29 protein-coding genes are annotated in these 26,013 nt (G+C 71.6%); 11 read left to right on the plus strand and 18 right to left on the minus strand.

Going from position 1 to position 26,013, the window contains the following annotated elements; genetic code table 11:
• Window positions 1-90: 90 nt before the first annotated feature.
• Window positions 91-330: a helix-turn-helix domain-containing protein gene (locus SM418_RS01650; protein ID WP_371938684.1), complete on the minus strand. Its 240-nt coding sequence runs from the start codon at window positions 328-330 to the stop codon at window positions 91-93.
• Between the two features lie 207 nt (window positions 331-537).
• On the opposite strand from SM418_RS01650, the gene SM418_RS01655 reads away from it, so the two are divergent.
• On the plus strand, window positions 538-1,050 hold the full coding sequence (locus tag SM418_RS01655) for a helix-turn-helix domain-containing protein (RefSeq protein ID WP_371938683.1): 513 nt from the start codon (window positions 538-540) through the stop codon (window positions 1,048-1,050).
• 83 nt (window positions 1,051-1,133) lie between these two features.
• Window positions 1,134-1,895 carry a hypothetical protein gene (locus SM418_RS01660; protein ID WP_371938682.1) on the plus strand — a complete coding sequence of 254 codons (762 nt, stop codon included), beginning with the start codon at window positions 1,134-1,136 and terminating at the stop codon, window positions 1,893-1,895.
• 73 nt (window positions 1,896-1,968) lie between these two features.
• Here SM418_RS01660 and SM418_RS01665 read toward each other — a convergent pair whose 3' ends face one another.
• The 3 genes from SM418_RS01665 to dapE all read right to left on the minus strand — a co-directional run bounded on the left by SM418_RS01665 (window position 1,969) and on the right by dapE (window position 4,162).
• The gene (locus SM418_RS01665; protein ID WP_371938681.1) at window positions 1,969-2,157 is read right to left on the minus strand and encodes a hypothetical protein; all 189 of its coding nucleotides are present in this window, start codon (window positions 2,155-2,157) and stop codon (window positions 1,969-1,971) included.
• 131 nt (window positions 2,158-2,288) lie between these two features.
• Window positions 2,289-3,089, minus strand: coding sequence for an LOG family protein (locus SM418_RS01670; RefSeq protein ID WP_371938680.1), 801 nt, complete (start codon window positions 3,087-3,089; stop codon window positions 2,289-2,291).
• Complete coding sequence (dapE, locus tag SM418_RS01675) at window positions 3,086-4,162, minus strand: succinyl-diaminopimelate desuccinylase (RefSeq protein WP_371938679.1); 1,077 nt, start codon at window positions 4,160-4,162, stop codon at window positions 3,086-3,088. The genes SM418_RS01670 and dapE overlap by 4 nt, the downstream gene beginning before the upstream one ends.
• 28 nt (window positions 4,163-4,190) lie before the next feature.
• Here dapE and SM418_RS01680 point away from each other — a divergent pair, with 28 nt between their 5' ends.
• Entirely contained in the window at window positions 4,191-4,865 is a 675-nt protein-coding gene (locus SM418_RS01680; protein ID WP_371939012.1) for a 4'-phosphopantetheinyl transferase family protein, read from the plus strand.
• A gap of 17 nt (window positions 4,866-4,882) precedes the next feature.
• Here SM418_RS01680 and SM418_RS01685 read toward each other — a convergent pair whose 3' ends face one another.
• Complete coding sequence (locus SM418_RS01685; protein ID WP_371938678.1) at window positions 4,883-5,719, minus strand: 2,3,4,5-tetrahydropyridine-2,6-dicarboxylate N-succinyltransferase; 837 nt, start codon at window positions 5,717-5,719, stop codon at window positions 4,883-4,885.
• A gap of 44 nt (window positions 5,720-5,763) precedes the next feature.
• Between SM418_RS01685 and SM418_RS01690 the strand changes: the two genes are divergently transcribed.
• The 3 genes from SM418_RS01690 (at window position 5,764) to SM418_RS01700 (ending at window position 9,174) form a co-directional block, all read left to right on the plus strand.
• The gene (locus tag SM418_RS01690) at window positions 5,764-6,681 is read left to right on the plus strand and encodes a hypothetical protein (protein ID WP_371938677.1); all 918 of its coding nucleotides are present in this window, start codon (window positions 5,764-5,766) and stop codon (window positions 6,679-6,681) included.
• 64 nt (window positions 6,682-6,745) lie between these two features.
• Entirely contained in the window at window positions 6,746-7,924 is a 1,179-nt protein-coding gene (locus SM418_RS01695) for a glycosyltransferase family 4 protein (protein ID WP_371938676.1), read from the plus strand.
• Entirely contained in the window at window positions 7,903-9,174 is a 1,272-nt protein-coding gene (locus SM418_RS01700) for an MFS transporter (RefSeq protein WP_371938675.1), read from the plus strand. The genes SM418_RS01695 and SM418_RS01700 overlap by 22 nt, the downstream gene beginning before the upstream one ends.
• Window positions 9,175-9,179: 5 nt before the next feature.
• Here SM418_RS01700 and SM418_RS01705 read toward each other — a convergent pair whose 3' ends face one another.
• From SM418_RS01705 to SM418_RS01750, 10 genes are all read right to left on the minus strand, one after another.
• Window positions 9,180-9,653 carry an RrF2 family transcriptional regulator gene (locus SM418_RS01705; RefSeq protein WP_371938674.1) on the minus strand — a complete coding sequence of 158 codons (474 nt, stop codon included), beginning with the start codon at window positions 9,651-9,653 and terminating at the stop codon, window positions 9,180-9,182.
• Entirely contained in the window at window positions 9,653-10,624 is a 972-nt protein-coding gene (locus SM418_RS01710) for a sulfate/molybdate ABC transporter ATP-binding protein (protein WP_371938673.1), read from the minus strand. Before SM418_RS01710 ends, SM418_RS01705 begins: the two co-directional genes overlap by 1 nt.
• A complete protein-coding gene (locus SM418_RS01715) occupies window positions 10,624-11,412 on the minus strand; it encodes a sulfate ABC transporter permease subunit (RefSeq protein ID WP_371938672.1) in 789 nt (262 codons plus the stop codon). The genes SM418_RS01710 and SM418_RS01715 overlap by 1 nt, the downstream gene beginning before the upstream one ends.
• Window positions 11,405-12,250, minus strand: coding sequence for a sulfate ABC transporter permease subunit CysT (gene cysT, locus SM418_RS01720; RefSeq protein ID WP_371938671.1), 846 nt, complete (start codon window positions 12,248-12,250; stop codon window positions 11,405-11,407). The genes SM418_RS01715 and cysT overlap by 8 nt, the downstream gene beginning before the upstream one ends.
• Window positions 12,251-12,254: 4 nt before the next feature.
• A complete protein-coding gene (locus tag SM418_RS01725; RefSeq protein WP_371938670.1) occupies window positions 12,255-13,259 on the minus strand; it encodes a sulfate ABC transporter substrate-binding protein in 1,005 nt (334 codons plus the stop codon).
• Between the two features lie 123 nt (window positions 13,260-13,382).
• Window positions 13,383-14,699 (minus strand): LLM class flavin-dependent oxidoreductase, encoded by a 1,317-nt coding sequence (locus SM418_RS01730; RefSeq protein ID WP_371938669.1) that lies wholly within the window; start codon window positions 14,697-14,699, stop codon window positions 13,383-13,385.
• A gap of 18 nt (window positions 14,700-14,717) precedes the next feature.
• The gene (locus SM418_RS01735; RefSeq protein ID WP_371938668.1) at window positions 14,718-15,623 is read right to left on the minus strand and encodes an ABC transporter permease; all 906 of its coding nucleotides are present in this window, start codon (window positions 15,621-15,623) and stop codon (window positions 14,718-14,720) included.
• Window positions 15,616-16,518 carry an ABC transporter ATP-binding protein gene (locus SM418_RS01740; RefSeq protein ID WP_371938667.1) on the minus strand — a complete coding sequence of 301 codons (903 nt, stop codon included), beginning with the start codon at window positions 16,516-16,518 and terminating at the stop codon, window positions 15,616-15,618. The genes SM418_RS01735 and SM418_RS01740 overlap by 8 nt, the downstream gene beginning before the upstream one ends.
• Entirely contained in the window at window positions 16,515-17,567 is a 1,053-nt protein-coding gene (locus SM418_RS01745) for an ABC transporter substrate-binding protein (protein ID WP_371938666.1), read from the minus strand. Before SM418_RS01745 ends, SM418_RS01740 begins: the two co-directional genes overlap by 4 nt.
• Before the next feature lie 77 nt (window positions 17,568-17,644).
• The gene (locus tag SM418_RS01750) at window positions 17,645-17,722 is read right to left on the minus strand and encodes a putative leader peptide (RefSeq protein WP_371939011.1); all 78 of its coding nucleotides are present in this window, start codon (window positions 17,720-17,722) and stop codon (window positions 17,645-17,647) included.
• Window positions 17,723-17,833: 111 nt separating this feature from the next.
• Between SM418_RS01750 and SM418_RS01755 the strand changes: the two genes are divergently transcribed.
• Entirely contained in the window at window positions 17,834-18,733 is a 900-nt protein-coding gene (locus SM418_RS01755; protein WP_371938665.1) for a TauD/TfdA dioxygenase family protein, read from the plus strand.
• 119 nt (window positions 18,734-18,852) lie between these two features.
• Here the strand turns inward: SM418_RS01755 and SM418_RS01760 are convergent, their stop codons facing one another.
• Together SM418_RS01760 and SM418_RS01765 are read right to left on the minus strand one after the other, a co-directional pair.
• Window positions 18,853-19,332 carry a carboxymuconolactone decarboxylase family protein gene (locus tag SM418_RS01760; protein WP_371938664.1) on the minus strand — a complete coding sequence of 160 codons (480 nt, stop codon included), beginning with the start codon at window positions 19,330-19,332 and terminating at the stop codon, window positions 18,853-18,855.
• Window positions 19,329-20,408: an NAD(P)H-dependent amine dehydrogenase family protein gene (locus SM418_RS01765; RefSeq protein ID WP_371938663.1), complete on the minus strand. Its 1,080-nt coding sequence runs from the start codon at window positions 20,406-20,408 to the stop codon at window positions 19,329-19,331. The genes SM418_RS01760 and SM418_RS01765 overlap by 4 nt, the downstream gene beginning before the upstream one ends.
• A 134-nt stretch (window positions 20,409-20,542) precedes the next feature.
• Between SM418_RS01765 and SM418_RS01770 the strand changes: the two genes are divergently transcribed.
• The 3 genes from SM418_RS01770 (at window position 20,543) to SM418_RS01780 (ending at window position 24,177) form a co-directional block, all read left to right on the plus strand.
• Window positions 20,543-22,174: a GMC oxidoreductase gene (locus SM418_RS01770; protein ID WP_371938662.1), complete on the plus strand. Its 1,632-nt coding sequence runs from the start codon at window positions 20,543-20,545 to the stop codon at window positions 22,172-22,174.
• Window positions 22,175-22,402: 228 nt separating this feature from the next.
• On the plus strand, window positions 22,403-23,296 hold the full coding sequence (locus tag SM418_RS01775) for a DMT family transporter (RefSeq protein WP_371938661.1): 894 nt from the start codon (window positions 22,403-22,405) through the stop codon (window positions 23,294-23,296).
• The gene (locus SM418_RS01780) at window positions 23,293-24,177 is read left to right on the plus strand and encodes a DMT family transporter (protein ID WP_371938660.1); all 885 of its coding nucleotides are present in this window, start codon (window positions 23,293-23,295) and stop codon (window positions 24,175-24,177) included. Before SM418_RS01775 ends, SM418_RS01780 begins: the two co-directional genes overlap by 4 nt.
• Here SM418_RS01780 and SM418_RS01785 read toward each other — a convergent pair.
• A complete protein-coding gene (locus tag SM418_RS01785; RefSeq protein ID WP_371938659.1) occupies window positions 24,155-25,219 on the minus strand; it encodes an MGDG synthase family glycosyltransferase in 1,065 nt (354 codons plus the stop codon). The genes SM418_RS01780 and SM418_RS01785 overlap by 23 nt on opposite strands.
• A 31-nt stretch (window positions 25,220-25,250) precedes the next feature.
• On the opposite strand from SM418_RS01785, the gene SM418_RS01790 reads away from it, so the two are divergent.
• Window positions 25,251-25,970, plus strand: coding sequence for a polysaccharide deacetylase family protein (locus SM418_RS01790; protein ID WP_371938658.1), 720 nt, complete (start codon window positions 25,251-25,253; stop codon window positions 25,968-25,970).
• Window positions 25,971-26,013: the final 43 nt, after the last annotated feature.

Genomic DNA, 26,013 nt, shown 5'->3' on the forward strand with positions numbered 1-26,013 from the left:
GCGCCGCGAACGGCATGACGGGAGGGTGGTGCGGTGCTCATGTGACTTTCCTTCTGCGGAGTCGCGTACGGGTCTCGGGACCCGTGGAGATCAGTTGGGCCGGTCCCACCGTTCGGCCGGCTCGACGGGGCAGGCGCCCATGTCCTTGATGGCCTCAAGGTCCTCATGGGCGAAACGGAACAGGCGCTTGCCGTAACGGCGATGCGGTATCTCTCCCCGGCTCGCTGCCCGGACGAGCCAGTCACGGGTGAACGACGTGATCTCTGCGGCTTCCTGCGGCGTGTACAGAAGCCGTTCCACGGGGACCTCGGTGCCTGGAGAGCTTGACATGACGGGAAGCGTAACGCATCTCAGTGCGTCGTGCAGCTTCAAGACGCGTTTTAACCATCTCCTGTGTTGTTCGATGCACTCTTTTGTGTAGGGACCCGATGCCGAACCGCTGAAACGCGTTACGACTCGTCAAAGTCCGTTTTGCTCCGCTACACTTACGCGCCGTGTCAGGTCCGTCACCCCGTCCCCAGAAGGAGCCTGATCACGTTGGATGACCTCGACGAGCGCGACGAACACGGCCACCCGCCGGCGGCGTGGCGGCGACTGGGACAGATGGTCCGGCAGCGCCGCATCGAACTGGGCTTCGGCTCCCAGGCGAGCCTCGCCGCGGAGGGCGGCCCCTCCCTGTCGGTCGTGAACAAGATCGAAACCGGACGCGGGCGGGACTACACCGACCGCGTCATCATCCCCCTGGAGGATCGGCTCGGCTGGCAACGAGGCAGCTTCCGCGCCATCCTCGACGGCGGCGAGCCCGTCTGCCTGGACGCTCCCGCAGCGGCGGCGCCGGCCGTGGCCGCCGAACACACCCATGACGGGAACTATCCAGAGGAAGTGGTGGGCGATCCGTTCCTGCGCTTCATCTGGGACGCACCGGAATCGCTCGCCGACGACGAGGACAAATGGGCGGCGGTGACGGGCGTCCTGCTCAAACGCATGCGTCCCGCGCCGAGGTCTCTTGACGAGCGGTCGGACGCTCAGCAGAAGGCCGACTCCCTATAGCGTCGGTGGCTGGATCGCAGGCGAATCTGCAATCCAGTGCTTCTGTCTGAGTGGTCGTACTGCCGGGGGCGCGGTCGACGCGGATGACGCGATCGGGAGACGTCATGGATTTTCCTGATGAACAGCGCCTCAAAGAGACCATCGAACGTCTGACCCGGGAGAACGCCAAACTGCGCACCCAACTGGCGGTCGCGCAGCAGTGGAACCCGCCCCTCGACCTGGAACAGGCGTTCCGGTCGGTCCGGGGCTGGCAGTGTCTCACGGTACCCCTCATGCCCGACCAATCGACGCTCATTCTGATCAGCGGGATCAGGCCCGGAAATGACCAGGAGGAGGACGGGCAGGCGGCCGGCGAAGTGTGGCGCCACCTGCAGACCGCGGCGGCGCCGGGCGGCCGGATCGGCCCGTTCGCGCGAGCCCGGATGCCGCAGCGCCTGCTCGGCTACCTGCGCGAACAGAGCGGCCGGAGCATCATCGTGCTCAACCGGGACCTGCGCCGCGGTCAGGTGTCGCGGGCCGCGCGAATGCTCCGGGAGAGTGCCAAGAGAGGACGTCCCACGACCCGGCTCCTGGAGCTTTCCGCCATTCCGCTGCTGAGCCTCTGCACACTGTTCCACGGAGACATCGCGAAAAGCGCGGTGGGAATCTCAGCCGCCGCGGCGGCACCGGCCGTCACCATCATCCTGCCGGCGGCGGTCGCGTCCGCGATAGGCCCGAACAACCTGGACACTCAGACGATAACCCTCCGGCAGCATCCTCCGTCTCACACGAGATCGGTCGACGTACCACCACCCACCTGGCCGCCCGGCCCCGTATCCACGCACGGTAAGAATCCGCTGCGCTGACGTAAAGAAGCCGTTCTGCCGGGGTGTTCGCTTCTTTCATTTGATGAGAAATCCGGGGCGGACACCCCATCACTCATTCGAAATCGTCGGGGCTCAGATCCTCCATCCGTCCGCCGCGCCCTTCGGGGGAGTCGGGCCGGAACCCCTCCGCCCTGCGCTGGTCCTCCGCGGCCGCCGGCATCGGCCAGGCGCCGCTCACCTGCTCGTCCGGCTCCCGCCGGCCTTCCTCGGCACTGCCCTCGTCAGGCATCCACTCGGTCATGTCCCGTCCCCCTTCCGGGATGTACAGGAAGCCCTACCCGGCCACACGACCCCCACACGAAACGTCACCAATGCGTGAAACGTGCGATTTCTCACCTACCGGCCCGGGCCAGACCGCGGACGCCCGGCAGGTCACTCGGCGGCGGCCTCCCCGGCTCCGGCCTGGGCGCGGGCCTCGATGATCTCCTGCTCGGCGCGGGTGTGGCCCTCGACGATGATCCGGACGACCTCCTCGGGGTCGTCGGTGAGATGGACGAGGTCGATGTCCTGCGAGGAGATCTTGGCGCTGGGCAGCATGGACGTCTTGACCCAGTCGAGCAGGCCGCCCCAGAACTGCGTCCCGACGAGGACGATCGGGAAGCGGGTGATCTTCCCGGTCTGGACGAGTGTGATCGCCTCGAACAGCTCGTCGAGGGTGCCGAACCCGCCCGGCAGCACCACGAAGGCCTGCGAGTACTTGACGAACATCGTCTTGCGGACGAAGAAGTAGCGGAACTCGATGCCGATGTCGACGTGGTCGTTGAGCCGCTGCTCGAACGGCAGCTCGATGCCGAGGCCGACGGACAGGCCGCCGCTCTCGTCGCAGCCCCGGTTGGCCGCCTCCATGATCCCCGGACCGCCGCCGGTGACGACGGCGTACCCCGCCTCGTGCAGGCGCGCGCCGATGTCGACGGCGAGCTCGTACTCCGCCGAGCCGGGCTTGGTGCGGGCGCTGCCGAACACGCTGACCGCCTTCGGCAGCTCGGCGAGGAGGCCGAACCCCTCGACGAACTCCGCCTGGATCCGCAGGACGCGCCACGGGTCGGCGTGGACCCAGTCGACCGGGCCGCGGCCGTCGAGCAGCCGCTGGTCGGTGGTGGTCTTCGGGACGGCCCGCCCGCGCAGCGTGGCCGGCCCCTGGCGCCGGGACGGGGAACTGGCATCCAAAGTCATGGGGACACGGTAGTGGGACCCGCCAGCCACGTCCGCATGCGTTGCTCGCACTCGCTGATCAGACGGGTCTCGACGTACTCGTCCCTGGTGTGCGCGAGGGTGGGCTCGCCGGGCCCGTAGTTGACGGCCGGGACGCCGAGCTCGGCGAAGCGGGCGACGTCCGTCCAGCCGAGCTTGGCGCGGACCGCGACCCCGCTGGAGGCGACGAACGCGGCGGCGGCCGGGTGCGTCAGCCCGGGCCGGGCGGCGGACGCGGCGTCGGTGACCGTCACGTCGAAGCCCGCGAAGAGCTCCCGGACGTAGGCCTCCGCGTCGGCCGGCGACTTGTCGGGCGCGAACCGGTAGTTCACGGTGACGACGCATTCGTCCGGGATGACGTTCCCGGCGACGCCGCCCGAGATGAACACCGCGTTCAGGCCCTCGTGGTATTCGAGGCCGTCCACGACCGGCCGCGCCGGCTCGTACGCGCGCAGGACGTCGAGGATCCGCCCGGCCGTGTGGATGGCGTTCGACCCCATCCAGGCGCGCGCGCTGTGCGCCCGCTCGCCCTTCGCCGTGACCTCCACCCGCAGCGTGCCCTGGCAGCCGCCCTCGATCTGCGCGCCCGTCGGCTCCATCAGCACCGCGAAGTCGCCGGCGAGCAGTTCGGGACGCGTCGCCGCGAGCTTGCGCAGCCCATTGCGCTCGGCCTCGATCTCCTCGCACTCGTAGAAGACGTAGGTGACGTCGCGGTTCGGCTCGGGGACGGTGGCGGCGAGCCGCAGCGCGACCGCGACGCCGCTCTTCATGTCCGTGGTGCCGCACCCGTAGAGCCGGTCGCCCTCCACGCGGGACGGGAGGTTGGCGTTCAGCGGGACGGTGTCGAGGTGCCCGGCCAGCACGACCCGCTCGGCGCGTCCCAGCTCGGTGCGGGCGACGACGTTGTTCCCTGCGCGCTCCACCGCCAGGTGCGGGAGCGCCCGCAGCGCCTCCTCGACGGCGTCGGCGAGGGCCTCCTCCGCGCCGCTCACCGACTCGACGTCGACGATCGCCGCCGTCAGCTCCACGACGTCCGAGAACAGATCAAGCCCCATGCTCAAGTCCTATCATCACGGTGTGGAGATGCTGGAATGCGCCGTCCGCTGGGCGGTCCCCGTGGACGAGCCCCAGATGCGCGCCCTGCTGGACGGCAGGGAACGCGACCGCTACGACCGGTTCCTGCGCCCCGAGGACAAGGCCCGCTTCGTCACCGGCCGCTTCCTCGCCCGCACCGTACTCGCCGAGGCGGCCGGCCTCGCCCCGGAGAGCATCCGCTTCACCACCGACTGCCCGCACTGCGGCGGCACGCACGGCAAGCCCCGCCTCCCTGGCAGCGACCTCGACTTCTCCCTCTCCCACTCCGGCGACCGCGTCGTCCTCGTCCTCGCCGAGGGCGCCGAGGTCGGGGTGGACGTGGAGCGGGAGAGCGACCGCGACATCGACAGCCTCGCCAAGATGGTGCTCACCGCCGCCGAGCGGGAGGCCCTCGCCGCCATGGACGACCGGAGACGCGGCTTCCACGCCTACTGGAGCCGCAAGGAGGCCCTCCTGAAGGCCACCGGCCACGGCCTCGCGGCCCCCATGACGTCCATCCACGTGTCCGCCCCCGACGATCCGGCGGCGGTGCTCGCCTGGGACGGCGAGGCGGCGGTCTCCCCCGTCCGCCTCGCCGACCTGACGCCGGGCCCCGGCTACGCCGCCTCCGCCGCCGTCCTCACCGACCGCCCACTCAAGATCACCGAGACCTTCTTCGAGTGACGGCGGGCGGACCGGGCTCAGGTGTTGATGCCGTGGTCGCGCAGGATGTCGTTCAGGGACGCCTTGTCGTGCCGCTGCCCCTCTTCCAGGCGCTTCAGGATGAGCACGGCCGGGAGGCCGAAGGTGCCGCCCTTGAACTCCTTGTAGCGGGTGCCGCCGACGGCGACGCACCAGTCGGGGATGCGGCCGCGGCTGATCTCCTCGCCGGTCTCGACGTCGATGACCGGCATGGACGCCGACAGGTTGGTGCCGGAGCCGACGACGGCGCCCTTCCCGACCCGGGCGCCCTCGACGATCATCGAGCGGCTGCCGATCATGGCCTCGTCCTCGATGACGACGGGCTTGGCGTTCGGGGGCTCCAGGACGCCGCCGATGCCGACGCCGCCGGACAGGTGGACGTTCTTGCCGACCTGCGCGCAGGAACCCACGGTGGCCCAGGTGTCGACCATGGTGCCGGAGTCGACGTAGGCGCCGATGTTGGTGAACGACGGCATGAGCACGACGCCCGGGGCCAGGTAGGCGCCCCAGCGGGCGATGGCGCCGGGGACGACGCGGACGCCGTCCAGCCGGCTCTTCAGCGGGATGCGGTCGTGGTAGCGGAAGTCGCCCACCTGCCCGCGCGCCATGCCGAGGACCTTGAAGCTCAGCAGGATCGCCCGCTTGGCCCGCTCGTCGACGACCACCTCGTCGGTCGCGGGGTCGATGCGGGCGACGCGGGCCTCGCCCGTGTCGATCTGGTCGACGGCGGCCACGATGGCGGCGCGGGCGTCGGCGTCGTCCGGGGTGAGGTCGGCGCGCCGCTCCCACAGCTCGTCGATGCCGCCGGAGATCGGGCTGGTGAACGTTTCGGTCATGCCTCATGAGCTTACTGGGACCCATCTCCCGGTACCTTCTTCGCGTGGCTGTTTGGGCGAGGTTGAAGGAGCGTCCCGAGGAGGGGGCGAACGGCGGCGGGCGCCGCCGGGGCCTGCGCTGGGCGGTGGGCCTGGCGGTCGTCGTCATGCTGCTGGCCGTGGGCGGGTTCGTGCTGCTGGACCGGGCGCGCCCGTACCTGCACGGGTCCGGGTGCGAGGTGCGGACGGCCCAGGGGACGATGCCGCTCGACCTGGAGCAGGGCGCGAACGCGGCGACCATCGCGGCGGTCGCGTTCCGCAAGCAGCTGCCCGAGCGGGCGGCGGTGATCGCCTACGCGACGGCGATCCAGGAGTCGCACATCCGCAACCTGCCGGGCGGCGACCGCGACTCGGTGGGCATGTTCCAGCAGCGTCCCTCGCAGGGCTGGGGCTCCCCGGACAAGCTCCGCGACCCCGTCCTCGCGACGAGCAAGTTCTTCGACGCCCTCGTGAAGGTCAGGGACTACCTCGACCGCGACCTGCACGACGCGGCGCAGCTCGTGCAGCGCAGCGCGGACGGCACCGCCTACGCCCAGCACGAGCCGGACGGCAAGCTCCTCGCGGCGGCGTTCACCGGCCGGGAGCCCGCCACGGCGCGCTGCTGGTTCCCGCCCGACAAGAAGACCGAGTCCCGCCGCCCGGCGGCGATCCGCGAGATGCGCCGCGCGTTCGGCGGCCGCCTGAAGGTCGGCGGCCCGAGCCCGCTGACCGACGGCGCGCCGTCCCGTCCGGACTCCTGGAACGCGGTGCAGGTGACGAACCCGCGGGCGGGCTGGGCGGTGGCGTCCTGGGCGGTGACCCACGCGCAGGCGTACGGCCTCACCGAGGTCCGCCACGCCGGCAAGCGCTGGGAGGCCGACGCGGGCCACGACGGCTGGACCGAGGACCGCGAAGCCCCGAAGGACGCCGTCATCGTCAGGTAGCCGCCGGGGCCATGGCAGGCCCGGGTGTTGGTTGGGGCGCGGCTGGGCGGGAATTCGTGCACATATGGACATCCCGCGGACCCTGGTGCTGACCGGGCATTTTCCCCCGGAGCCCGGCGGTGTGCAGACGTTCACCTGGGAGCTCGTGCGGCGGCTGCCCGCGGACCGGCTGGTCGTGGTGGCGCCGGCGCAGCCGGGGGCGGCGGAGTTCGACGCCGGGCTCGGCTTCCCAGTGGTGCGGCGGCACGGGTACCTGCTGTTCCGCGGGCTGCGGGGCCTCGTGGCGCGGCACCGCGCCGAGGCCGGGTGGGTCACGGCGGCGGCGCCGTTCGGGATGTACGCGCCGCTCGTGCGGGCGGCGGGGGTGCGGCGGCTCGTCGGGTCCGCCCACGGGCAGGAGCGGGGCTGGTTCCGGGTGCCGCCGACGCGGGCGGCGCTGGCGGCGGCGGCCCGGTCGTTCGACGCGCTGACCTACCTGTGCGAGGCGACGCTGCCGGAACTGGCGAGCGCGGTCGGGGACCGGACGCGGCTGGTCCGGCTCGCGGGAGCGGTCGACACGGTGCGGTTCCGGCCCGGCCTGGACGGGACGGCGGTCCGCCGGCGGCACGGGCTCGGCCAGGGGCCGGTGGTGCTGAGCGTGGCGCGGCTCGTCCGCCGCAAGGGCCACGACATGCTGATCCGCGCGTGGGGCGACGTGGTGCGGCGGAGCCCGGACGCGCGGCTCGTCATCGTCGGGGACGGCCCGATGCGGCAGCGGCTGGCCGAGCTGGCCGACCGGTTCGGACCGGGCACGGTCACGCTGACCGGGCCCGTCTCGGCGGCCGACCTGCCCCGCTACTACGCCGCCGCCGACGTGTTCGCGCTGCCGTGCCGCGACGACCGCCGGGGGCTCCAGACGGAGGGGCTCGGCCTGTCGGTGCTGGAGGCGTCCGCGGCGGGGCTGCCGGTCGTGGTCGGCCGGTCCGGCGGCAGCCCGGCGTCGCTGGTCGACGGGCGGACGGGCGTTCTGCTGGACGCGACCGCCCCGGACGAGCTGGCGCTCACCCTGCACCGGCTGCTCGCCTCCCCCGGGTGGGCCGCCGCGCTGGGCGCGGCCGGGCGCCGCTGGACGCGGGAGAACTGGAGCTGGGACGCGGCCGCCGCCCGGCTCGCCGGCCTGCTGTCGGACTCCCCCCGCCTCGACCCGCCGCCGCGGTCCGCGGTGCCGGGGATGGAGCCGGTATGGGACTCAAGGAGCAGCTGAGCCGCCGGGACTTCCGGCGGCTCATCGCCGGGCAGACCGTCTCCTCCTTCGGCGACTGGATGGGCACGCTAGCGCTGATGTACTTCGTCCTGGAGCTGAGCGGCTCCACGACGGCGGTGGGCGGGGTGCTGGTGCTGCGGCTGCTCCCGTCCGCGGTGGGCGCGCCGCTCGCGGCGCGGGTGGTGACGCGGTGGCGGCGGCGCAGCGTGATGCTGTGGTCGGACATGATCAGGACGGGCATGGCGTTCGCGCTGCCGCTCGTGCCGTGGCTGTGGTGGGTGTACGTCTGGGCCTTCCTCATCGAGGTCGTCGGGCTGATGTTCCTGCCGGCCCGGGACGCCGCGATCCCCTTCCTCATCGAGGACGAGGAGGACGAGCACGACACCGGCACGCTGGAGATGGCCAACGGCATCACGATGGCGACGTCCTACGGCATGATCCCGATCGGCGCGGGCGCCTTCGGGCTGCTGCTGTGGCTGTCGAACACGGCCGGCTGGGAGGGGCACTGGCGGTACGTCGTGGTGTTCTGGCTGAACGCGGCGACCTACGTGGTGTCCTACTTCGCCATCCGCTCGATTCCCGATCTCGGGCCGGGCCCGGTCGAGCGGCGGCGGATGGAGCACAGCGAGCGGGAGGTGCAGGGCGGCTTCTTCCGGGCGCTGCGGCTGCCGGTGGTGCGCGGCGTCCTGCCGGGGGTGGCGGTGGTCGCGCTCGGGCTGGGCGCGCTGTTCTCGCTGGGCGTGGTGTTCGTGCGGAACACCCTGAGCGCGGGCCCGGTCGGGTTCGGCGCCCTGGTGGTGCTGTTCGGGGTGGGCGCCCTCGCGGGCCTGCTGCTGATCCACCGCAAGGCGGGCCGGCTGATGACGCAGATCAAGGTGGGGACGGCCGTGCAGGGTCTGGTGATCGCGTCGATGGGCGCGGTGGGCTCGATCGCGTGGTCGCTCGCCGGGGCCATGGTGTTCGGCGCCGCCGCGACGAGTGCCCTGGTGGGCGGCATCACCTACCTCCAGGAGTCGCTGAGCGGGGTGGAGCGCAACCTGGCGCTGACCGCGTTCCACGCCGTGCTGAGGTTCGGGCTGGCGCTCGCGGCGCTGGTGTCGGGGGCGGCGGCCGACCTCCTGAAGGAGGCCGGCGCGTCCCCGTTCGGCCTGGAGCCGGGACAGTTCGTGCTGGCGGTGTCGGGCGTGGTGGTGCTGGCGGGCACGTTCCTGATCCGGCCGCCCGGCGGGGCGAGGGCGTCCCCGGGCTGAGCGGATCAGTCCTTCACGATGGTGATGCGGGTGTTCGGGCCGCCGGCGTCGCGCGCCATCCCGGCGAGGGCCTGCACATGGGCGGGCAGGCGGCGGCGGGTGAGGTCCTCCAGGGTCGTCTCGTCCAGCACCCAGCGGAGGGCGGTGTCGGCGGCGTGCCACAGCTCCTGGAGGTGCGGCGCGGCGTCGGCCGGCCGCCCGGCCTCCTCTCGCGGGGACGCGAAGCTCGTGTCCATGGCCCGGACGACCTCGCCGACGGTGATCTCGGTCGCCGGTCTGGCCAGCCGGTACCCGCCGTCGTTGCCCCGCTGGCTGACCACCAGCCGAGCCCGCCGCAGGTCGCCGAGCACGGTCTGCAGGAAGTTGAACGGCATCCGCTCGGCCTCGGCCAGCGCGGGGGCGCTGACCGTGGCCGGCCCGGCCGCCGCCATGGCGACCAGGGCGCGCATCGCATAGGTGGTGCGGGCGGTGACGTACATCAGGAGGCGGGAGCGGTGGCGGCCTCGACCGCGGGCCGGACGTGCACCTCGGCGCCCGCCTCGACCGCCAGCCGCCCGGCCGCCTCCCGGGTCATCTGCGCCCAGGAGACGTCCTCCTCGCCCGCGCCGCGTATCCGGAACTCGACCCGCACCTCGAACCCGAGCCGCACCACGCGGGTCACCTCGGCCGGGGTCGTCCCCGGCCCCGGCTCCGCCGAGACCTCGACGTCGTGGGGCCGCAGCAGCCGGCCGTCGATCTCGGTCACCGGCCCGAGAAAGCGCATCACGAAGGGGCTGGCCGGGTTGTCGTAGATGTCGCCGGGCGCCCCGACCTGCTGGACGGCGCCGTCGGCCAGCACCACGATCGAGTCGGCGACCTCGATCGCCTCCTCCTGGTCGTGGGTGACGAAGACGGTGGTGACGTGGACCTCGTCGTGCAGGCGGCGCAGCCAGGCCCGCAGTTCCTTGCGGACCTGGGCGTCGAGCGCGCCGAACGGCTCGTCCAGCAGCAGGACCTCGGGGTCGACGGCGAGGGCCCGGGCGAGGGCCATGCGCTGCCGCTGCCCGCCCGACAACTGCGCCGGGTACCGCTTGGCGAACTGGTCGAGGTGGACGAGTTCCAGCAGTTCCCCGACCCGCCGCCGGATCTCCTCCTTGGGCCGCTTGCGGATCTTCAGGCCGAACGCGACGTTGTCGAACACCGTCAGGTGCTTGAACGCGGCGTAGTGCTGGAAGACGAACCCGACGCCGCGGCGCTGCGGCGGGGTCAGCGTCGCGTCCTTGCCGGAGATCAGCACCTTCCCCGAGTCGGGCGTCTCCAGGCCCGCGATGACGCGGAGCAGGGTCGACTTGCCGCCGCCGCTCGGCCCGAGCAGCGCGGTCAGCGAGCCGGAGGCGATGTCGACCGACACGTCGCGCAGCACCGGCGCCTCACCGAACGATTTGTTCACACCACGGATCTCGATCGCCATCAGGAGCCGTCCTTGGGTCGCAGGAGCCGGGTCGCCAGCAGGCTGGCGACCGCGATCGCCGCCAGCGCGAGCGAGGCGGCGTACGAGGCGTGCACGTCGAAGTTCTCGAAGCGCTCCTCGACGAACAGGGTCAGGGTCTGGGTCTCGTCGACGGTCCGGCCGGAGACCACGGCGACCGCACCGTACTCGCCGAGCGCGCGGGCCAGCGAGAGGACGATGCCGTAGCCGAGGGCGGCGCGGATGCCGGGCAGGGTGATGCGGCGGAAGGTCTGCCAGCCGCCGGCGCCGAGGGTCCGCGCGGCCTGCTCCTGCTCGTCGCCCAGTTCCTCCAGGACGGGGACGATCGCCCGCACCACGAGCGGCAGGCACACGAACACCGTCGCCAGCACCATCCCGGGGGTGGAGAAGATGATCTGGATGCCGCGGCCTTCGAGCCAGCCGCCCACGGGGGTGAAGCTGCCGTACACGAGGACCAGCGCCAGCCCGACCACGACCGGAGAGACCGACAGCGGCAGGTCGATCAGCGCGCTGAGCAGCCGCCTGCCCGGGAACCGGTGCCGGACGAGCAGCAGCGCGGACAGGATCCCGAACAGGGTGTTGAGGACGATGGCCCAGCCCGCGACGATGAGCGTGACCTTGAAGGCGTGCAGGGCGGAGTGGGTCGTGAGGGCGTCCACGAACGGGCCGAGGCCGTCCTCGAACGTCCGCCAGCCGATCAGCCCCACCGGGATGATCAGCAGGAGGGCCAGATAGGCCAGCGCGGTCAGGCGCAGCGCGTACTTAGCCATGGCGGGCCCCCCAGCGGCGGACGAGGTCGATCCCGAGCAGGAACAGCAGCGACAGCGCCAGCAGCGCGGTGGACGTGGCGGCCGCGGCGGCGGTGTTGTCGCTCTCGATCTGGCCGAAGATGTGGACGGCGGCGACCTGCGTCTTGAACGGGACGTTCCCGGAGATCAGCACGGTCGACCCGAACTCGGAGATGGCGCGGGTGAAGGCCAGCGCCGTCCCCGCCAGCATCGCGGGCACGAGGTTCGGCAGGATGATCCGCCGGAAGATCGTCCAGTTGCCGGCGCCGAGCGAGGCGGCGGCCAGCTCCATCTCCCGGTCCAGTTCCAGCAGCACCGGCTGGACGGTCCGGACCACGAACGGCAGGGTCACGAACAGCAGCGCGACGACCACGCCGGCCCGGGTGTAGGCCAGCGAGACGCCGAGCGGGCTGTCGGTCCCGTACAGGGCGAGCAGGACCAGGCCCGCCACGATGGTCGGCAGCGCGAACGGGAGGTCGATCAGCAGGTCGACCAGGCGCTTGCCGGGGAAGTCGTCACGGACGAGCATCCAGGCGATCAGCGTGCCCATGACCAGGTTGATCAGCGCCACCACCAGCGAGGCGAGGACGGTCAGCTTCAGCGCGGCCCACGCGTCCGGGGTGGTGATCGCGTCCCAGAAGGCTGCGGGCCCCTGCGAGGTCCCCTTCCAGAGCACCGCGCCCAGCGGGATCAGCACCACCGCGCTCAGGAAGATGGTCGCCGTGCCCACGCCGACCGCCGTGCCACCCCACGTGGGCGGGGTGAAACGGCGGCCGGGCGCGGGGGACGGCGCGTCCCTCGTCTTCTCGATCGTCGGCAAGGGGCTAGCCGTCCACCGAGACGCCGATGCTCTTCTCGACGTCGGCCATGATGCTGCCCTTGGGGTCGAAGAACTCCTTCTTGACCTTGGGCCAGCCGCCGAGGTCGGTGATGGTGAAGAGCCCGGGCGGGTTCGGGAACTTCTCGGCGCCGGGGACGCCGTCCGTGGTGGGCCGGTACCCGTTCTTGACGAAGATCTCCTGCGCCTTCTTGCCGTGCAGGAACTTCAGGAACGCCTGGGCCTCCGCCTGGTTCTGGCTCTTCTTGGTCACCGCGACCGGGTTCTCGATCAGGATGGTCGAGTCGGGCACCGTGTAGTCGAGCGGCTGGTTGTTCTGCTGGGCGAAGATGGCCTCGTTCTCGTAGGCGAGGAGGACGTCGCCCTTGCCTCCGGAGAAGGTCTGCAGCGACTTGCGCGCGCTGGAGTCCTGCACGGGGACGTTCTTGAACAGCGAGCGCAGGTACGCGGTGCCGGCGGCCTTGTCGGCGCCCTTGTTCGCCTTGGCTCCGTAGCCCGCCATGATGTTCCACTGCGCCCCGCCGGAGGTGAACGGGTTCGGGGTGATGACCTGGACGCCGGGCTTGAGCAGGTCGTCCCAGGTCTTGACGTTCTTCGGGTTGCCCTTGCGGGTGGCGAGGACGACGACGGAGTCGGTGACCATCCCCTTCTCCGGCCCGGAGTTCCAGCTCGCGTCGACCAGGCCGGCGTCCACCAGCCGCGTCATGTCGGGCTCCAGGGAGAACGCGACGATGTCGGCCTTCAGGCCGGAGGCGACCGCCCGGCTCTGCTCGCCGGAGGCGCCGAAGGACTTGGTGAACGTGACGTTCTTGCCCTCGGACGTCTTCTGGTACTCCTTGATGATCGCCTCGTACGCGGCCTGGGGCGTGGAGTAGGCCACCAGCGAGAGCCGGACCTTGCCGCCGGAGTCCCCCGAGCCGCCGCAGGCCGCCGCCCCCAGGGTGACGGCGGCCAGTCCCAGCACGACCCCGGTCTTGCGTGCGCGCATCATCTCTCCCACACTTTCCCTATATGTTTGATCGACTTAGAATGTTACATCGGCGCGGTTACGTCAAGACCAGGTAAAGCTTTGGCCGGAACGTGACAAGCGCCTCGTCCGGCCGGCCGGGCAGGATCAGGCGGCGGGGCGGGGCAGGCCGTAGTGCTCGCGGAGCGTCCGGCCCGTGTACTCGGTGCGGAAGAGACCGCGGCGCTGCAGGATCGGCACGACGTGGTCGACGAAGTCCTCCAGCCCGGTCGGCAGGACGGGCGGCATGACGTTGAAGCCGTCGGCCGCGCCGCCCTCGAACCACTCCTGGAGCTGGTCGGCGACCTGCTCGGGAGTGCCGACGAAGACCCGGTGGCCGCGCCCCCCGCCGAGCCGGGCGATGATCTCCCGGACGGTGAGCCGCTCGCGCAGCGCCAGCTCCGCGACCAGCGTGAACCGGCTCTTGTTGCCGTTCACCTCGTCCTCGGCGGGCAGCAGCTCCGGCGGCAGCGGCTCGTCCAGCGGGAGGCGCGACACGTCCACGTCGAGCATCCCCGACAGCTGCGCGATGCCGTAGTCGACGACCTGGAGGTCGGTCAGCTCCCGGTCCAGCCGGCGCGCCTCGGCCTCGGTGCCGCCGAGGACCGGGCAGATGCCGGGCAGGATCTTCAGGCCGCCGGGATCCCGGCCGAGCCGCTCGGCACGGGTCTTGACGTCCTTGTAGAACGCCTGGCCGTCGGAGAGCGTCTGCTGCGCCGTGAAGACCGCCTCGGCGTAGCGGGCGGCGAACTCGCGGCCGTCCTCCGACGACCCCGCCTGGACGAGCAGCGGCCACCCCTGCGGCGAGCGCTGCACGTTCAGCGGCCCGCGGACCCTGAAGAACAGCCCCCGGTGCCCCAGCTCGCGGACCTTGCCGGGGTCGGCGTAGCGCCCGGCGGCGGCGTCCAGCAGCACCGCGTCGTCGGCCCAGCTGTCCCACAGCCCCCGGGCCACCTCGACGAACTCGGCCGCGCGCTCGTACCGGAGATGGTGGTCGAGGTGCTCGTCGAGACCGAAGTTGCGCGCCTCGGCGTCCGTCCCCGAGGTGACGATGTTCCAGCCGGCCCGCCCGCCGGAGATGTGGTCGAGGGAGGCGAAGGCGCGGGCCAGCGCGTACGGCTCGTTGAACGTGGTCGACGCCGTCGAGATCAGCCCGATGCGCTCGGTCGCGACGGCGATCGCCGCCAGCAGCGTGATCGGCTCCAGCCCGCCCGACAGATTGCCCTCGACCCGGTCGCCCCGGATCGCGAGCCCGTCGGCGAAGAAGATCGAGTCGAGTCTGCCGCGCTCGGCCGTCCGCGCCAGCTCCTGGAAGTATCCGACGTCCAGGGCGCGGTCGGGGCGGCTGAGCGGGTGCCGCCAGGCGGCGTCGTGGTGGCCGGGGGCCATCAGGAAGGCGTTGAGGTGGAGGCTGCGTGCAGTCATCTGGATGCTCCCGTCGGGTCAGCGTGCGTCGGTGCGCCAGCGGGTGAACCGGCGTTCGAGCAGGATGAGGAGGTAGTTGAACACCAGCCCGAGGGCCGAGATGGTGAGGATCCCCGCGTACATGTCGGTGATCGCGAAGTTCTGCTGCGCGGAGCCGATCAGGAAGCCGAGGCCCTCCTTGGCGCCCACCATCTCCGCGACGATCATCACCAGCACCGAGATCCCGCCGGCCAGCCGGATGCCGGTGAAGACCGACGGCACCGCGGCGGGCAGGATCACCTTCTGGAAGATGCGCACGGCGGGCAGCCCGAGCGACCGGGCGGACTTGACGAGCGTCGCGTCCACCGTGCGGACCGCGCTGATGGTGTTGAGCAGGATCGGCCACGTGCACGCGTACAGCACGATCGCGATCTTGGACGTCTCGCCGATGCCGAGGACCAGGATGAAGACCGGCAGCAGCGCGATCGCGGCGGTGTTGCGGAACAGCTCCAGCAGCGGGTTCAGCAGGTCCGAGACCGGCCGGTACCAGCCGATCAGCAGGCCGAGCGGGACGGCGAGGACGATCGCCAGCCCGAAGCCCGCCAGTGCCCTGATCAGGCTGGCCTCCGTGTTGGACCAGAGCTGACCGCTCCTGGCCAGGTCTCCGAGGGCCGGGAGGACCTCCGACACCGGCGGCAGGAAGACCGGGTCGACCAGCTGCGCGCGCGGGGCCAGCTCCCAGAGGGCGAAGAACGCGACGATCGCGATCGTCCGGCGGGCGGCGACGGCCGCGAGCGCGGCCGCCCGCCGGCCGGTGCGGCGCGGCGCGGACGCCGGCGCCTCGCGCCGGGCGAGCGCGGGCTCCTCCACGGTGCCGGGCGCCTCGGGGCTGGTCACGGTGCTGGTCACTGGGCTGGTCACTGAGCTGGTCACGGTGCTAGCCACGGCGGATCGCCTCCTTGCGCGGCGCCGGGACGGTCAGCCGCTGGGCCGCCTGCACCTCGTCCTTCAGCAGCGACCACACCCGGTGCCGGTGCGCCGCGAACTCGGGGCTGGAGCGCAGGTCCTCCCGCTCGTCGCGGTCGCCGAGGTCGATGTCGACGATCTCCTTCACCCGGCCGGGCCGCGAGGTCAGCACCGCCACGCGTTCGCCCAGGTAGACGGCCTCGTCGATGCCGTGGGTGATGAACACGACGGTCTTGCCGGTCCGCGCCCAGATGCGCAGCAGTTCGTCCTGGAGGGAGTCGCGGGTCTGCGCGTCGAGCGCCGCGAACGGCTCGTCCATGAGCAGCACGCCGGGGTCGTAGGCGAGGCTGCGGGCGATCGCGACGCGCTGCTTCATGCCGCCGGACAGCTCGTGCGGGTAGCGGTCCTCGAAGCCGGACAGGCCGACGAGGTCCAGGTGACGGCGGGCGATCTCGGCGCGCTCGCGGCGCCCGAGCCCCTTCGCCTCCAGCCCGAACTCGACGTTGCGCAGCGCCGTCCGCCACGGGAACAGGGCGTACTGCTGGAAGACGATGGCCCGGTCGAGGGCCGGGCCCCGCACCTCGGCCCCGTCGATCGCGACGCTGCCGGTGGTCGGCCGCGCCAGCCCGCCGATCAGGTCCAGCAGGGTCGACTTGCCGCAGCCGGACGGGCCGACCACGACGAGGAACTCGCCCTCCGCGACGTCCAGGTCGATGCCGCTGAGCGCGGTGAACTCGTCGCCGCCCCGGACCGGGAACGTCTTGCCGACACCGGAAAGGCTGATCTTGGCGTGCTCGGCGGGTCTGGCGGGATCGGCGTACTTGGCGGGGTGCTCTACGGAGTGCTCGGCGGGGTCGGGAGTCTTCTCGGTCATCGCGGGTTCCCTCCGTTCGCGTACGGGTTGAACTCGTTGGTGTAGAGATCCTTGGGCGCGACCTTGACCTCGCTGATCTGGCCGACGTCCTTCAGCCAGCGGCTCCAGACCGTGAACTCGCGGTCGGTCATCAGTCCGCCCTTGCCTGCGACGCCCGTCGACTTCCAGTACTTGAGGGCGTCGGCGTTCTCGTTGCGGCCCCGCGCCGTGAGGATCTTCGTCAGCCGGGCGATGACCTCCTCGCGCGGTGTGGTGCGCGACCACTCGATCGCCTTGGCGACCCCGGCGGTGAAGGCCCGCACGGTGCCCGGGTTCCGCTCGATGAAGTCGTCGCGGAAGACGTAGGAGCCGGCGGTGAAGGCGCCGAGGAAGTCGTAGTCGCGGAAGACCTGGCGGATCCCGCCGGCGGCGACCGCCTTGTCCTGGAAGATGCCGCTGAGCGCGGCGACCTCGATCTGCCCCTGGCGCAGCGACTGCTCCAGGGAGACCGGCGGCACGGCGAGGGCCTCGACCTTCGCGATGTCGTCCGCGCCGATCCCGTTGCGCCGCAGGTAGAGGTCCAGGACGGCCTGGGCGTGGCCGCCCAGCGTGTTCATCCCGATCTTCTTGCCGATGAGGTCCTTCGGCCCCCTGATCGGGCTGTCGTCCAGGACGAAGAAGCCGTTGTAGTACTTCTGGTCGGTGCCGTAGTAGCCGATCACGGACGTCAGCGGCGCGCCGGACTCCTGCAGCTTGACCGACGCGGCGTTGAAGGCGCCGCCGAACTCGATCTGGCCGGTCGCCGCGCTCTGCACGTCCTGGGGGCCGCTGGCGGTGTTGCCGATCCATTCCAGCTTGACCTCGCCGAGATAGCCGAGGTCCTGGGCGAGTTCCGGCAGGATCACCTGGCCGGTCCAGCCCTGGTAGCGCAGGGTGGCGGTGCGCTTCGCCCCGCCGCCGACCGCGCGGCCGCAGGACGCGGCGAGCGGCACCGCCGCCGCCGACACCGCGAGTGTGGAGAGGAACCGTCGTCTTGTGGTCGTCGTTCTGCTGATGCCCGTCGCGCTCAACGCGATCTCCCTGGGTCGATGTTCTGGACGCTGCCTGTCCTGCTGGACGCGGCCTGTTCGGGACGCTGTCTCAGACCTCAGGGGCGACACAGGGCGCTGGCCTGGCGACGAAGGTCGACGTGGAGGCGCGCCACGAGCGGGGGGACGGAGGACACGTCGGTGACTATGGCCGGAGATTCCCTACTAAGTCAATAGGAATAGTTGAATTCTCGCCGCGTCCGTGATTCGCTACGGCTCAGTGGCCTCCCCCCGAGAAGAGGTGGGCAATGACCGTGTTCGACATCCGCAAGATCGGCGGCCGCATCGGCGCCGAGGTCGTCGGCGTCGACGTGCGCGACCTGACCGACGGGCTCTTCCGCGAGATCCAGGACGCCCTGCTGGACCACAAGGTCCTGGGCTTTCGCGGCCAGGACCTGACCGACGACGACCAGATCGCGTTCGCCTCCCGGTTCGGCCCGCTCACCGGCGCGCACCCGACCGTCCCGTCCCTCGACGGGCGGCGGGAGGTCCTGCCGGTGGACAGCGAGTCGGGACGGGCCAACCACTGGCACACCGACGTCACCTTCGTCCGGACGCCGCCCAAGGTCAGCACCCTGCGCGGTCTCGTCATCCCGCCCTACGGCGGCGACACCCTGATCGCCAACACCGGCGCCGCGTACCGCGACCTGCCGGACGAGCTGCGCGAACTGGCCGACCGGCTGTGGGCCGTGCACACCAACGACTACGACTACGTCAAGCCGCGCAGCAGCGGGGCCGACCCGGAGAAGTCGGCCGAGCACCGCAGGGCGTTCGTGTCCCGCACGTGGAAGACCGCGCACCCGGTCGTGCGGGTGCACCCCGAGTCGGGCGAGCGCAACCTGTTCATCGGCGGGTTCGCGCAGAGCCTCGTCGGGCTGTCCCCGCGGGAGGGCCGCACCCTGCTCGACGTCTTCCAGGCGTACGTCACCCGGCCGGAGAACATCCTCCGCTGGTCCTGGGCGCCGGGCGACCTCGTCGTCTTCGACAACCGGATCACCCAGCACTACGCGTCGGACGACTACGGCGACCTGCCGCGGCTGCTGCACCGCGTCACCGTCGCCGGCGACGTCCCGGCCGGCGTGGACGGACGGGAGAGCTACCGCGTCGAGGGCGACGACGCCACGCACTACACGCCGTCCGCGGCCTGACCCGTCACCGACCAGGGCCCGGGGTTGGGGTGGCCCCGGGCCCTCCCCTACGGCTTCACAGCCCTACGGCTTCACAGCGCTACGGCTTCACAGCCCTACGGCTTCACAGCCCTACAGCTTCACGGCTTGGGCAGCACGCACATGGCGTCGAGGCCGAGGACGTGGTTGAGGCGGCCGAAGGCCAGCCAGGAGCCGATGCACATGCTCAGTTCGACGATCTCGCGCTGGGTGTAGTGCGCGGTCATCCGCTCCCAGAACTCCTCGTCCAGCCCGTGGTGGTCGAGGGCGTAGCGCTCGGCGTACTCGGCGGCGAGTCGGGTGCGGTCGTCGAAACGGCCGGTGGTGCGCCATTCGGCGACCGCGTCGGCGAACTCGTCCTCGACCTTCCGGCCGTCGCGCTCCGTCCGCCAGTCGAGGCAGAAGACGCACCCGTTGATCTGCGCGATGCGCAGCCGCGCCGCCTCGAACTCGCGGAGGCCGAGGGTGGTGTGCGCGTACACCGCGAGCGACAGGTTGGACGCGGCCGGGCCGATGCCGGGCACCAGCTCGCCCCACGCGTACTGGATCGGGTCCTTGCCGTCCGGGATGTCGAGGTTCATGAGCGAGTGCCTCCGAGCCTGCCCACGGCGGGGCGCAGCGGGACGTCGAGCGCGTCGTAGAGTCCCGGTTCGGCGTCGACGAGCCAGTCGACGGCGCCGACCAGGCGTCCGACGGCGGTCGCGTTGCCGCCCGCCGCCCGGTTGCCGTGCTCGTCGGTCGCCTCGACGGTGACCTCGATGCGTGGGACTCCCTCGATGATCACGCGGTGGGCGCCGTCGCCGTCCGGCGGCACGGGCCAGTCGGGCGCGCAGGACGGGTGGATGCGGGTGACGTGCTCGACGACGATGCGTGCCTCACCGCCGACGATGCCCTGGACCTCGAACCGGACCGCGCCCTGCGTGCCCTTCTCGAAGTCGCCCATGGACGCGGTGGTGATGGTGTCGTCCAGCGGACGCCGGTCCACGGTCTCGCGGATCTCGTCCAGCTCGGCGCCGAGCGCGCGCGCCATCAGCCGGACCTGCCCGCCCCACACCATGGTCGGGACGGTCGCCGCGAGCATGGGCGGCTCGTAGTCCATGGGCTGGCCCATGCCGACCAGGTAGCGGACCGAGTCGGGCTGGTCGTAGGTGGAGTAGTCGAAGATCTCCTGGCAGCGGACGGCGTCGATGACGCCGCCGAGCCCGCTGATCATCAGCGGCAGGACGTCGTTGCCCCAGCCGGGGTCGACGCCGGAGACGAACAGCGAGCCGCCTCCCTCGGCGATGGCGTCCAACACCGCCTCCCGCATCTCGGGGGGCGCGTTGAGCTGGTCGTACAGCGGATATAGCGCGGGCGTGACGACCACGGCCCCGGCGCGGACGGCTTTGAGGATGTCGGCGAGCGCCTCGTCCGGGCGGATGTCGCCGGACGCCGCGTAGACGACGGCCTGCGGGCCCGTGCCGAGGACGGCGTCGATGTCGGTGGTCGCCGCGACGCCGAGGTCGCGGCCGAGACCGGCGAGGTCGCCCGCGTCCCGTCCGGCCTTGCCCGGGTCGTGGACGATCACGCCGGTGAGGTCCAGCGCCGGATGGGCGTCGACGGCGCGGAGGGCGAGCCGGCCGACGTTGCCCGTGCCCCAGACGATCGCGGAGATCATGCGCGGAATGTAACAAAGGCCGGGCCCGCTTGCCAAGCAAGCACTTGGTCAAAGTTACTAATGAGTAGCTAGTGACTTCCCTCCCTGCTCCAGATAGAACCTGTTCCAATCTCAATGAGAGTGAGGGAGGTCACATGACGGACTCTATCAAGGCCATCGGGGGACCTGGCGGTCTATCCCGCCGCGGGTTCATCGTTGGAACCGGTTCCATTCTGGGGATGGGGCTGATGGGCGGCACCGGCGCGTCCGCCGCCCCCGCGGCCGGTCCGATCGGCGACGGCGCGCACGTCCCCGTCCTGATCATCGGCACCGGCTACGGCGGCTCCGTCGCCGCCCTGCGGCTCGCCCAGGCGGGCGTCGACGTGCACATGGTCGAGATGGGCATGGCCTGGGACACCCCCGGCTCGGACGGCAAGATCTTCGCCAACACGAAGTCGCCCGACGTCCGGTCCTACTGGACGCGGACCCGGACGAAGCAGCCGCTCAGCAACTTCCTCGGCTTCCCGCTCGACAAGGACGTCCCCCGCTACACCGGCATCCTGGACGCCGAGGAGTTCGCCGGCATCACCGTGTACCAGGGTCGCGGCGTCGGCGGCGGGTCGCTCGTCAACGGCGGCATGGCGGTGACGCCGAAGCGGTCGCGGTTCAGCGGCGTCCTCCCGTCGGTGAACGCCGACGAGATGTACGACGTGTACTACCCGCGCGCCAACGCCGGTCTCGGCGTCAACGAGATCGACCGGGCCTGGTTCGACACGACCGCCTGCTACCAGTTCGCGCGGGTCGGGCGGAAGCACGCGGAGCGCTCCGGGTTCGAGTTCGTCTACGTCCCCAACGTGTACGACTTCGAGTACATGAAGCAGGAGGCCGCGGGCACGGTGCCGAAGTCGGCGCTCGCGGCGGAGATCCTCTACGGGAACAACTACGGCAAGAAGTCCCTGCAGAAGACCTACCTCGCGCAGGCCAAGGCCACCGGCAGGGTCTCCATCTCGCCGCTGCACCGGGTGACCTCGGTGTCGCCCGCGTCCGGCGGCGGCTACACGATCGTCATCGAGCAGCTCAACACGTCCGGCGACACGACCGGGACCAAGACGGTGAAGGCCGATCGGGTGTTCTTCGCGGCCGGGAGCGTCGGCACCAGCAAGCTCCTGGTCAAGCTCAAGGCGACCGGCGCGCTGCCCGGCCTGAACGGCGAGATCGGCAAGGGCTGGGGCGACAACGGCAACGTCATGTGCGGCCGGGCCAACCACATGTGGGACGCGACCGGCGCCCTCCAGTCGTCGATGCCCACCGGCGGCATCGACAACTGGGACGCCGGCGGGGCGTTCGCCGAGGTCGCGCCGCTGCCCACCGGGATCGAGACGTACGCCTCGTTCTACCTGTCGATCACCAACACCCCGAAGCGGGCCGAGTTCTCCTGGAACGCGGCGACCGGACGGGTCGACCTGAGCTGGCAGACCGCCTGGAAGCAGACCAGCATCGACATGGCCAAGACGATCTTCGACAAGATCAACAGCATGGAGGGGACGGTCTACCGGTCCGACCTCTTCGGCGCCTACAAGATCTGGGGCGACCACCTGACCTACCACCCGCTCGGCGGCGCCGTCCTGAACAAGGCGACCGACAACTACGGCCGGCTGCGCGGCTACTCCGGCCTGTACGCCATCGACGGCTCGCTCATCCCCGGCAACACCAGCGTCAACCCGTTCGTCACCATCACGGCCCTCGCCGAACGGAACATCGAGAAGATCATCGCCACCGACCTGTAGCGGCGCGCCGACGGGATCCGGCCACGGGCGCGTGTGGCCGGACTTCACTATTTACCGAACTTTCACGATTTCCGACTTCGCAGACGGACCTCGCTTTTCCCACGAACGCGCCTTCCCGCACGGATTGGACTTTCGGCGGCGGTGACCGAAAAGCCCATCCGATTGCGTGCGTCCGCCCTGGGTAGGTGCGGTCCGGACGAATCGGTCGGGGGGAAAACGTGGATTCGGATGAACATTCTCGGCATGGGCATCGCCGTGGTGGCGGCGGCCTTCATCGGGCTCGGGTTCGTGGCGCAGCAGCACGCGGCCTACCGGGAGCCGCTGGAGGAGATCCTGCACCCGCGGCTCCTGCTGGACCTGCTGCGCAGCCGGCTGTGGCTGGCCGGCATCGGCTCCATGATCACCGGCCAGCTCATCTTCGCGGTCGCGCTGGACATGGCCGACGTCGCCCAGGTCACGCCGGTCCTCACCGTCAACCTCATCTTCGCGCTGGTCGCCGCGCACGTGATCTACCGGGAGCCGCTCGGCCGCCACGAATGGCTGGGTTCGCTGCTGCTGACCGGCGGTGTCGCCCTCTTCCTCGGGGTGGGGCTCCCGCACGGCGGCTCCGCGCCCGGCGCGTACTCGCTGCGCTGGCTGGCCGGGGCCGCCGTGCTGGCGCTCGTCGGCCTGTGCGCCTTCGGCGGCCTGCACCGGGACCTGCGCGTCCGCGCGATGCTGCTCGCCTGCGGCGCCGGGCTGCTCTACGGGCTCCAGGACACGATGACCCGCAGCGTCCTGCTGCACGCCGACTTCGGCATCAAGCACTCGCTGGCGACCTGGCAGCCCTACGGCCTGGTCTTCGTCGGGGCGCTCGGGCTGCTGTTCGCGCAGAGCGCGTTCGACGCGGCGCCGCTGCGGATCTCGCTGCCCGCCACCACGGCGGCCGAGCCGCTCACCGGCATCGCGCTGAGCATCCTGATCTTCGGGGAGGAGGTGCAGCTGTCGGTCGCCGGCCTCGCCCTGGAGTCGCTCGGGCTCGCGGCGATGGTCGGCGGGATCATCCTGCTCGGCCAGTCCCCCTACCTCGGCAAGCCCGGCGAGCACCCGTCGGTGCCCTCTGACGGGGTGAAGTACCCTTGATCGCCGTCGCGCTCGGGTTGCTGGCCGCCGCCGCCAACGCCCTCGCTTCCGTGCTCCAGCGGCGCGCCAGCAAGAACGCGCCCGCCGGGACGTTCGGCCCGACCCTCATCCTGGACATGGTCCGCCAGCCGCTGTGGCTCGGCGGCATCGCCGCCCTCATCGCCGCGTTCGGACTCCAGGCGGCGGCGCTGTCGGAGGCGGGGCTCGCGCTGATCCAGCCGATCCTGGCGGCCGAGTTGCCGTTCACCATGATCCTCATCGCCTGGCTGCCGCCGCGCGGGTTCCGGCGCGTGCCGTGGACGGCGGTCACCCTGCTCAGCGTGGGGCTGGCCGTGCTGCTGATCGCCGCCTCGCCGGCCCAGGGCGGCGGCAAGCCCGCACCCAGCGACTGGGTCTTCGCGGTGATCGCGACGGTGGGCTGCGCAGCCGGGCTGGTGACGATCGCCTGGCTCATCGGCGGGCCCGTCCGCGCCGTCCTGCTGGGCGTGACCACCTCCCTCGGGTTCGCGCTGACCGCCGCGTTCATGAAGGAGGTCACCGAGGACTTCGCGGACGGGGTCCTCGCAGTCCTGACGACCTGGTCGCTGTACGCCATGGCCCTGACGGGCCTCGCCAGCCTCCTGCTGCTGCAGGGCGCGCTGCACGCCGGCAGCCTCGTCGTGGTGCAGCCCGCGCTCACGGTGACCGACCCCGTGGCCAGCATCCTGCTCGGCGTCGCCCTGTTCGACGAACGCCTCCGCGGCGGCTCGTGGATCGTGCTGGAGATCGCCGGCGTCGCGCTGATCCTCGCCGGCAGCATCGGCATCGCCCGGTCCCCGCTGCTGCACGAGGAGCACATCGCCACCCGAGGCGACGGCGTCACCCGAGCACCGAACCGATGACCCGCTCGGCGGGGACGGCGTCGAACAGCGCGGCCGCCCTGCGCGCCCGGACCCGCCGCGCCGCCTCGTCCTTCAGCCGGTCGAGGGCCCGGATCAGCTCGCCGGGCGTCCGCGCGTAGCAGCTCAGCCCGGCGCTCTCCATCGCCGCGGCGCCGTCGCGGCCGTGCCCCGGGATGGGCCGGTAGGAGATCACCGGCAGGCCGCACGCGAACGCCTCCCGGCAGGTCAGCCCCGCCGCGTTGTCGATCAGCGCGTAGGCGCCCGCCATCAGCTTCGGCATGTCGTCCCGCCAGCCGAGGGCGGGCCCGTACACCCGTTCCCGGAGCCGCTCGTTCCGCCCGCACAGCACCACGGGCACGTACCGGCCGGACGCCGCGAGGCCCTGCGCCGTCTCCTCGACCCGCCCGACCCCCCAGGCGCCCGCCGAGATCAGCACGATCCGGTCGTCCGGCCGCGCCCCGGCCGCGTCCCGCAGCACGCTCCCCGGAACCCGCCTCCTGCGGAACTCGGGCCGGACCACGGGCGCGTGCCCGGACGCGGGACGTCCCGTCCGCTCCATCACGGTCCGCGCGGCCCGGTCGTCCGGGCACAGGTAGCGGTCGTTGCCCGCGTGCAACCACATCCGGTGGACGGCGAAGTCGGTCACCAGCACCACCGACGGCACGATCAGCCGCCCCGAGTCGCGCAGCCTCCCGGTGGCCTGCGCCGCGATGTGGAACGTCGACACGACCGCGTCCGGCGGCAGCTCCCGCATCCGCGCGTCCAGCCGGTTCGCGAGCAGCTCCGTGAGCGGCGACGAGGGCGGCGGGCGGCGGGACACGAAGAACGCCTGGTAGATCCCCTCGTACAGCCACGGCGCGGACCGGACCATCTCCTCGTACATCCGCCGCATCCCGTGCCCGAGCCGCAGCGGAAGCAGGTCCAGCACGTCCACGACGGACGTCTCCACGTCCCGCCGCGCCATCCGGCGCGCCAGCTCCGCCGCGACCGCGTCATGCCCGGCCCCCATGCCCGCCGTCAGAATTAAGAGTCGCTTGCCCATGCCTTGAGCTCCCCCCGGTGAAACTGTCTGCATGTCCCGCCGCGCCGTCCTGACCGCCGCCCTGCTGGGCCCCGCCTTGCTCGGCCACGCCCTGCCCGCGGCGACCTGGCTGGCCCCGGTCCGCCGCCTGACCCCCCGCATCGCCGGCCGCGGCGGCCCCCGCCACGTCGCGCTCACCTTCGACGACGGCCCGGGCGCCCGCTCCACACCCCGGTTCCTGGACGAACTCGCCCGCCTGGACTGCCGCGCGACCTTCTTCGTCCTCGGGACGATGCTCCACCGCAACCCCTCGCTCGGCCGCCGCATCGTCGCCGACGGCCACGAGATCGCCGTCCACGGCTGGCACCACGACAACACCCTGACGACCCGCCCCGGCCGCACCTTCACCGGCATACGGGACACGGTGCGCCTCATCGAGGACGTCTGCGACGTGACCCCGTCCTGGTACCGCCCGCCATACGGCGCCCTGAGCGCCGAGGCCCTCCTAGGGGCCCGCCACAACAAACTGAACCCCGTCCTGTGGACGGCCTGGGGCAAGGACTGGACGACGACGTCCACCCCTGAATCCGTCCTGGCCGCCCTCACCCCGGACCTCAAAGGCGGCGCGACACTCCTCCTGCACGACAGCGATGTCACTTCGGCACCCGGCGCCTGGGAGTCGACCCTCGGCGCCCTGCCCGAGGTCGTCCGCGAATGCCGCGCAGCCGACCTGGCCGTGGGTCCCCTACGCGACCACGGGTTCCCCCCGTAACGCCCCCTGTCACACGCCTACTACTCCCCCACCATCCGCCCTC

Source organism: Actinomadura chokoriensis (assembly GCF_041463665.1).
GTDB lineage: Bacteria > Actinomycetota > Actinomycetes > Streptosporangiales > Streptosporangiaceae > Spirillospora > Spirillospora chokoriensis_A.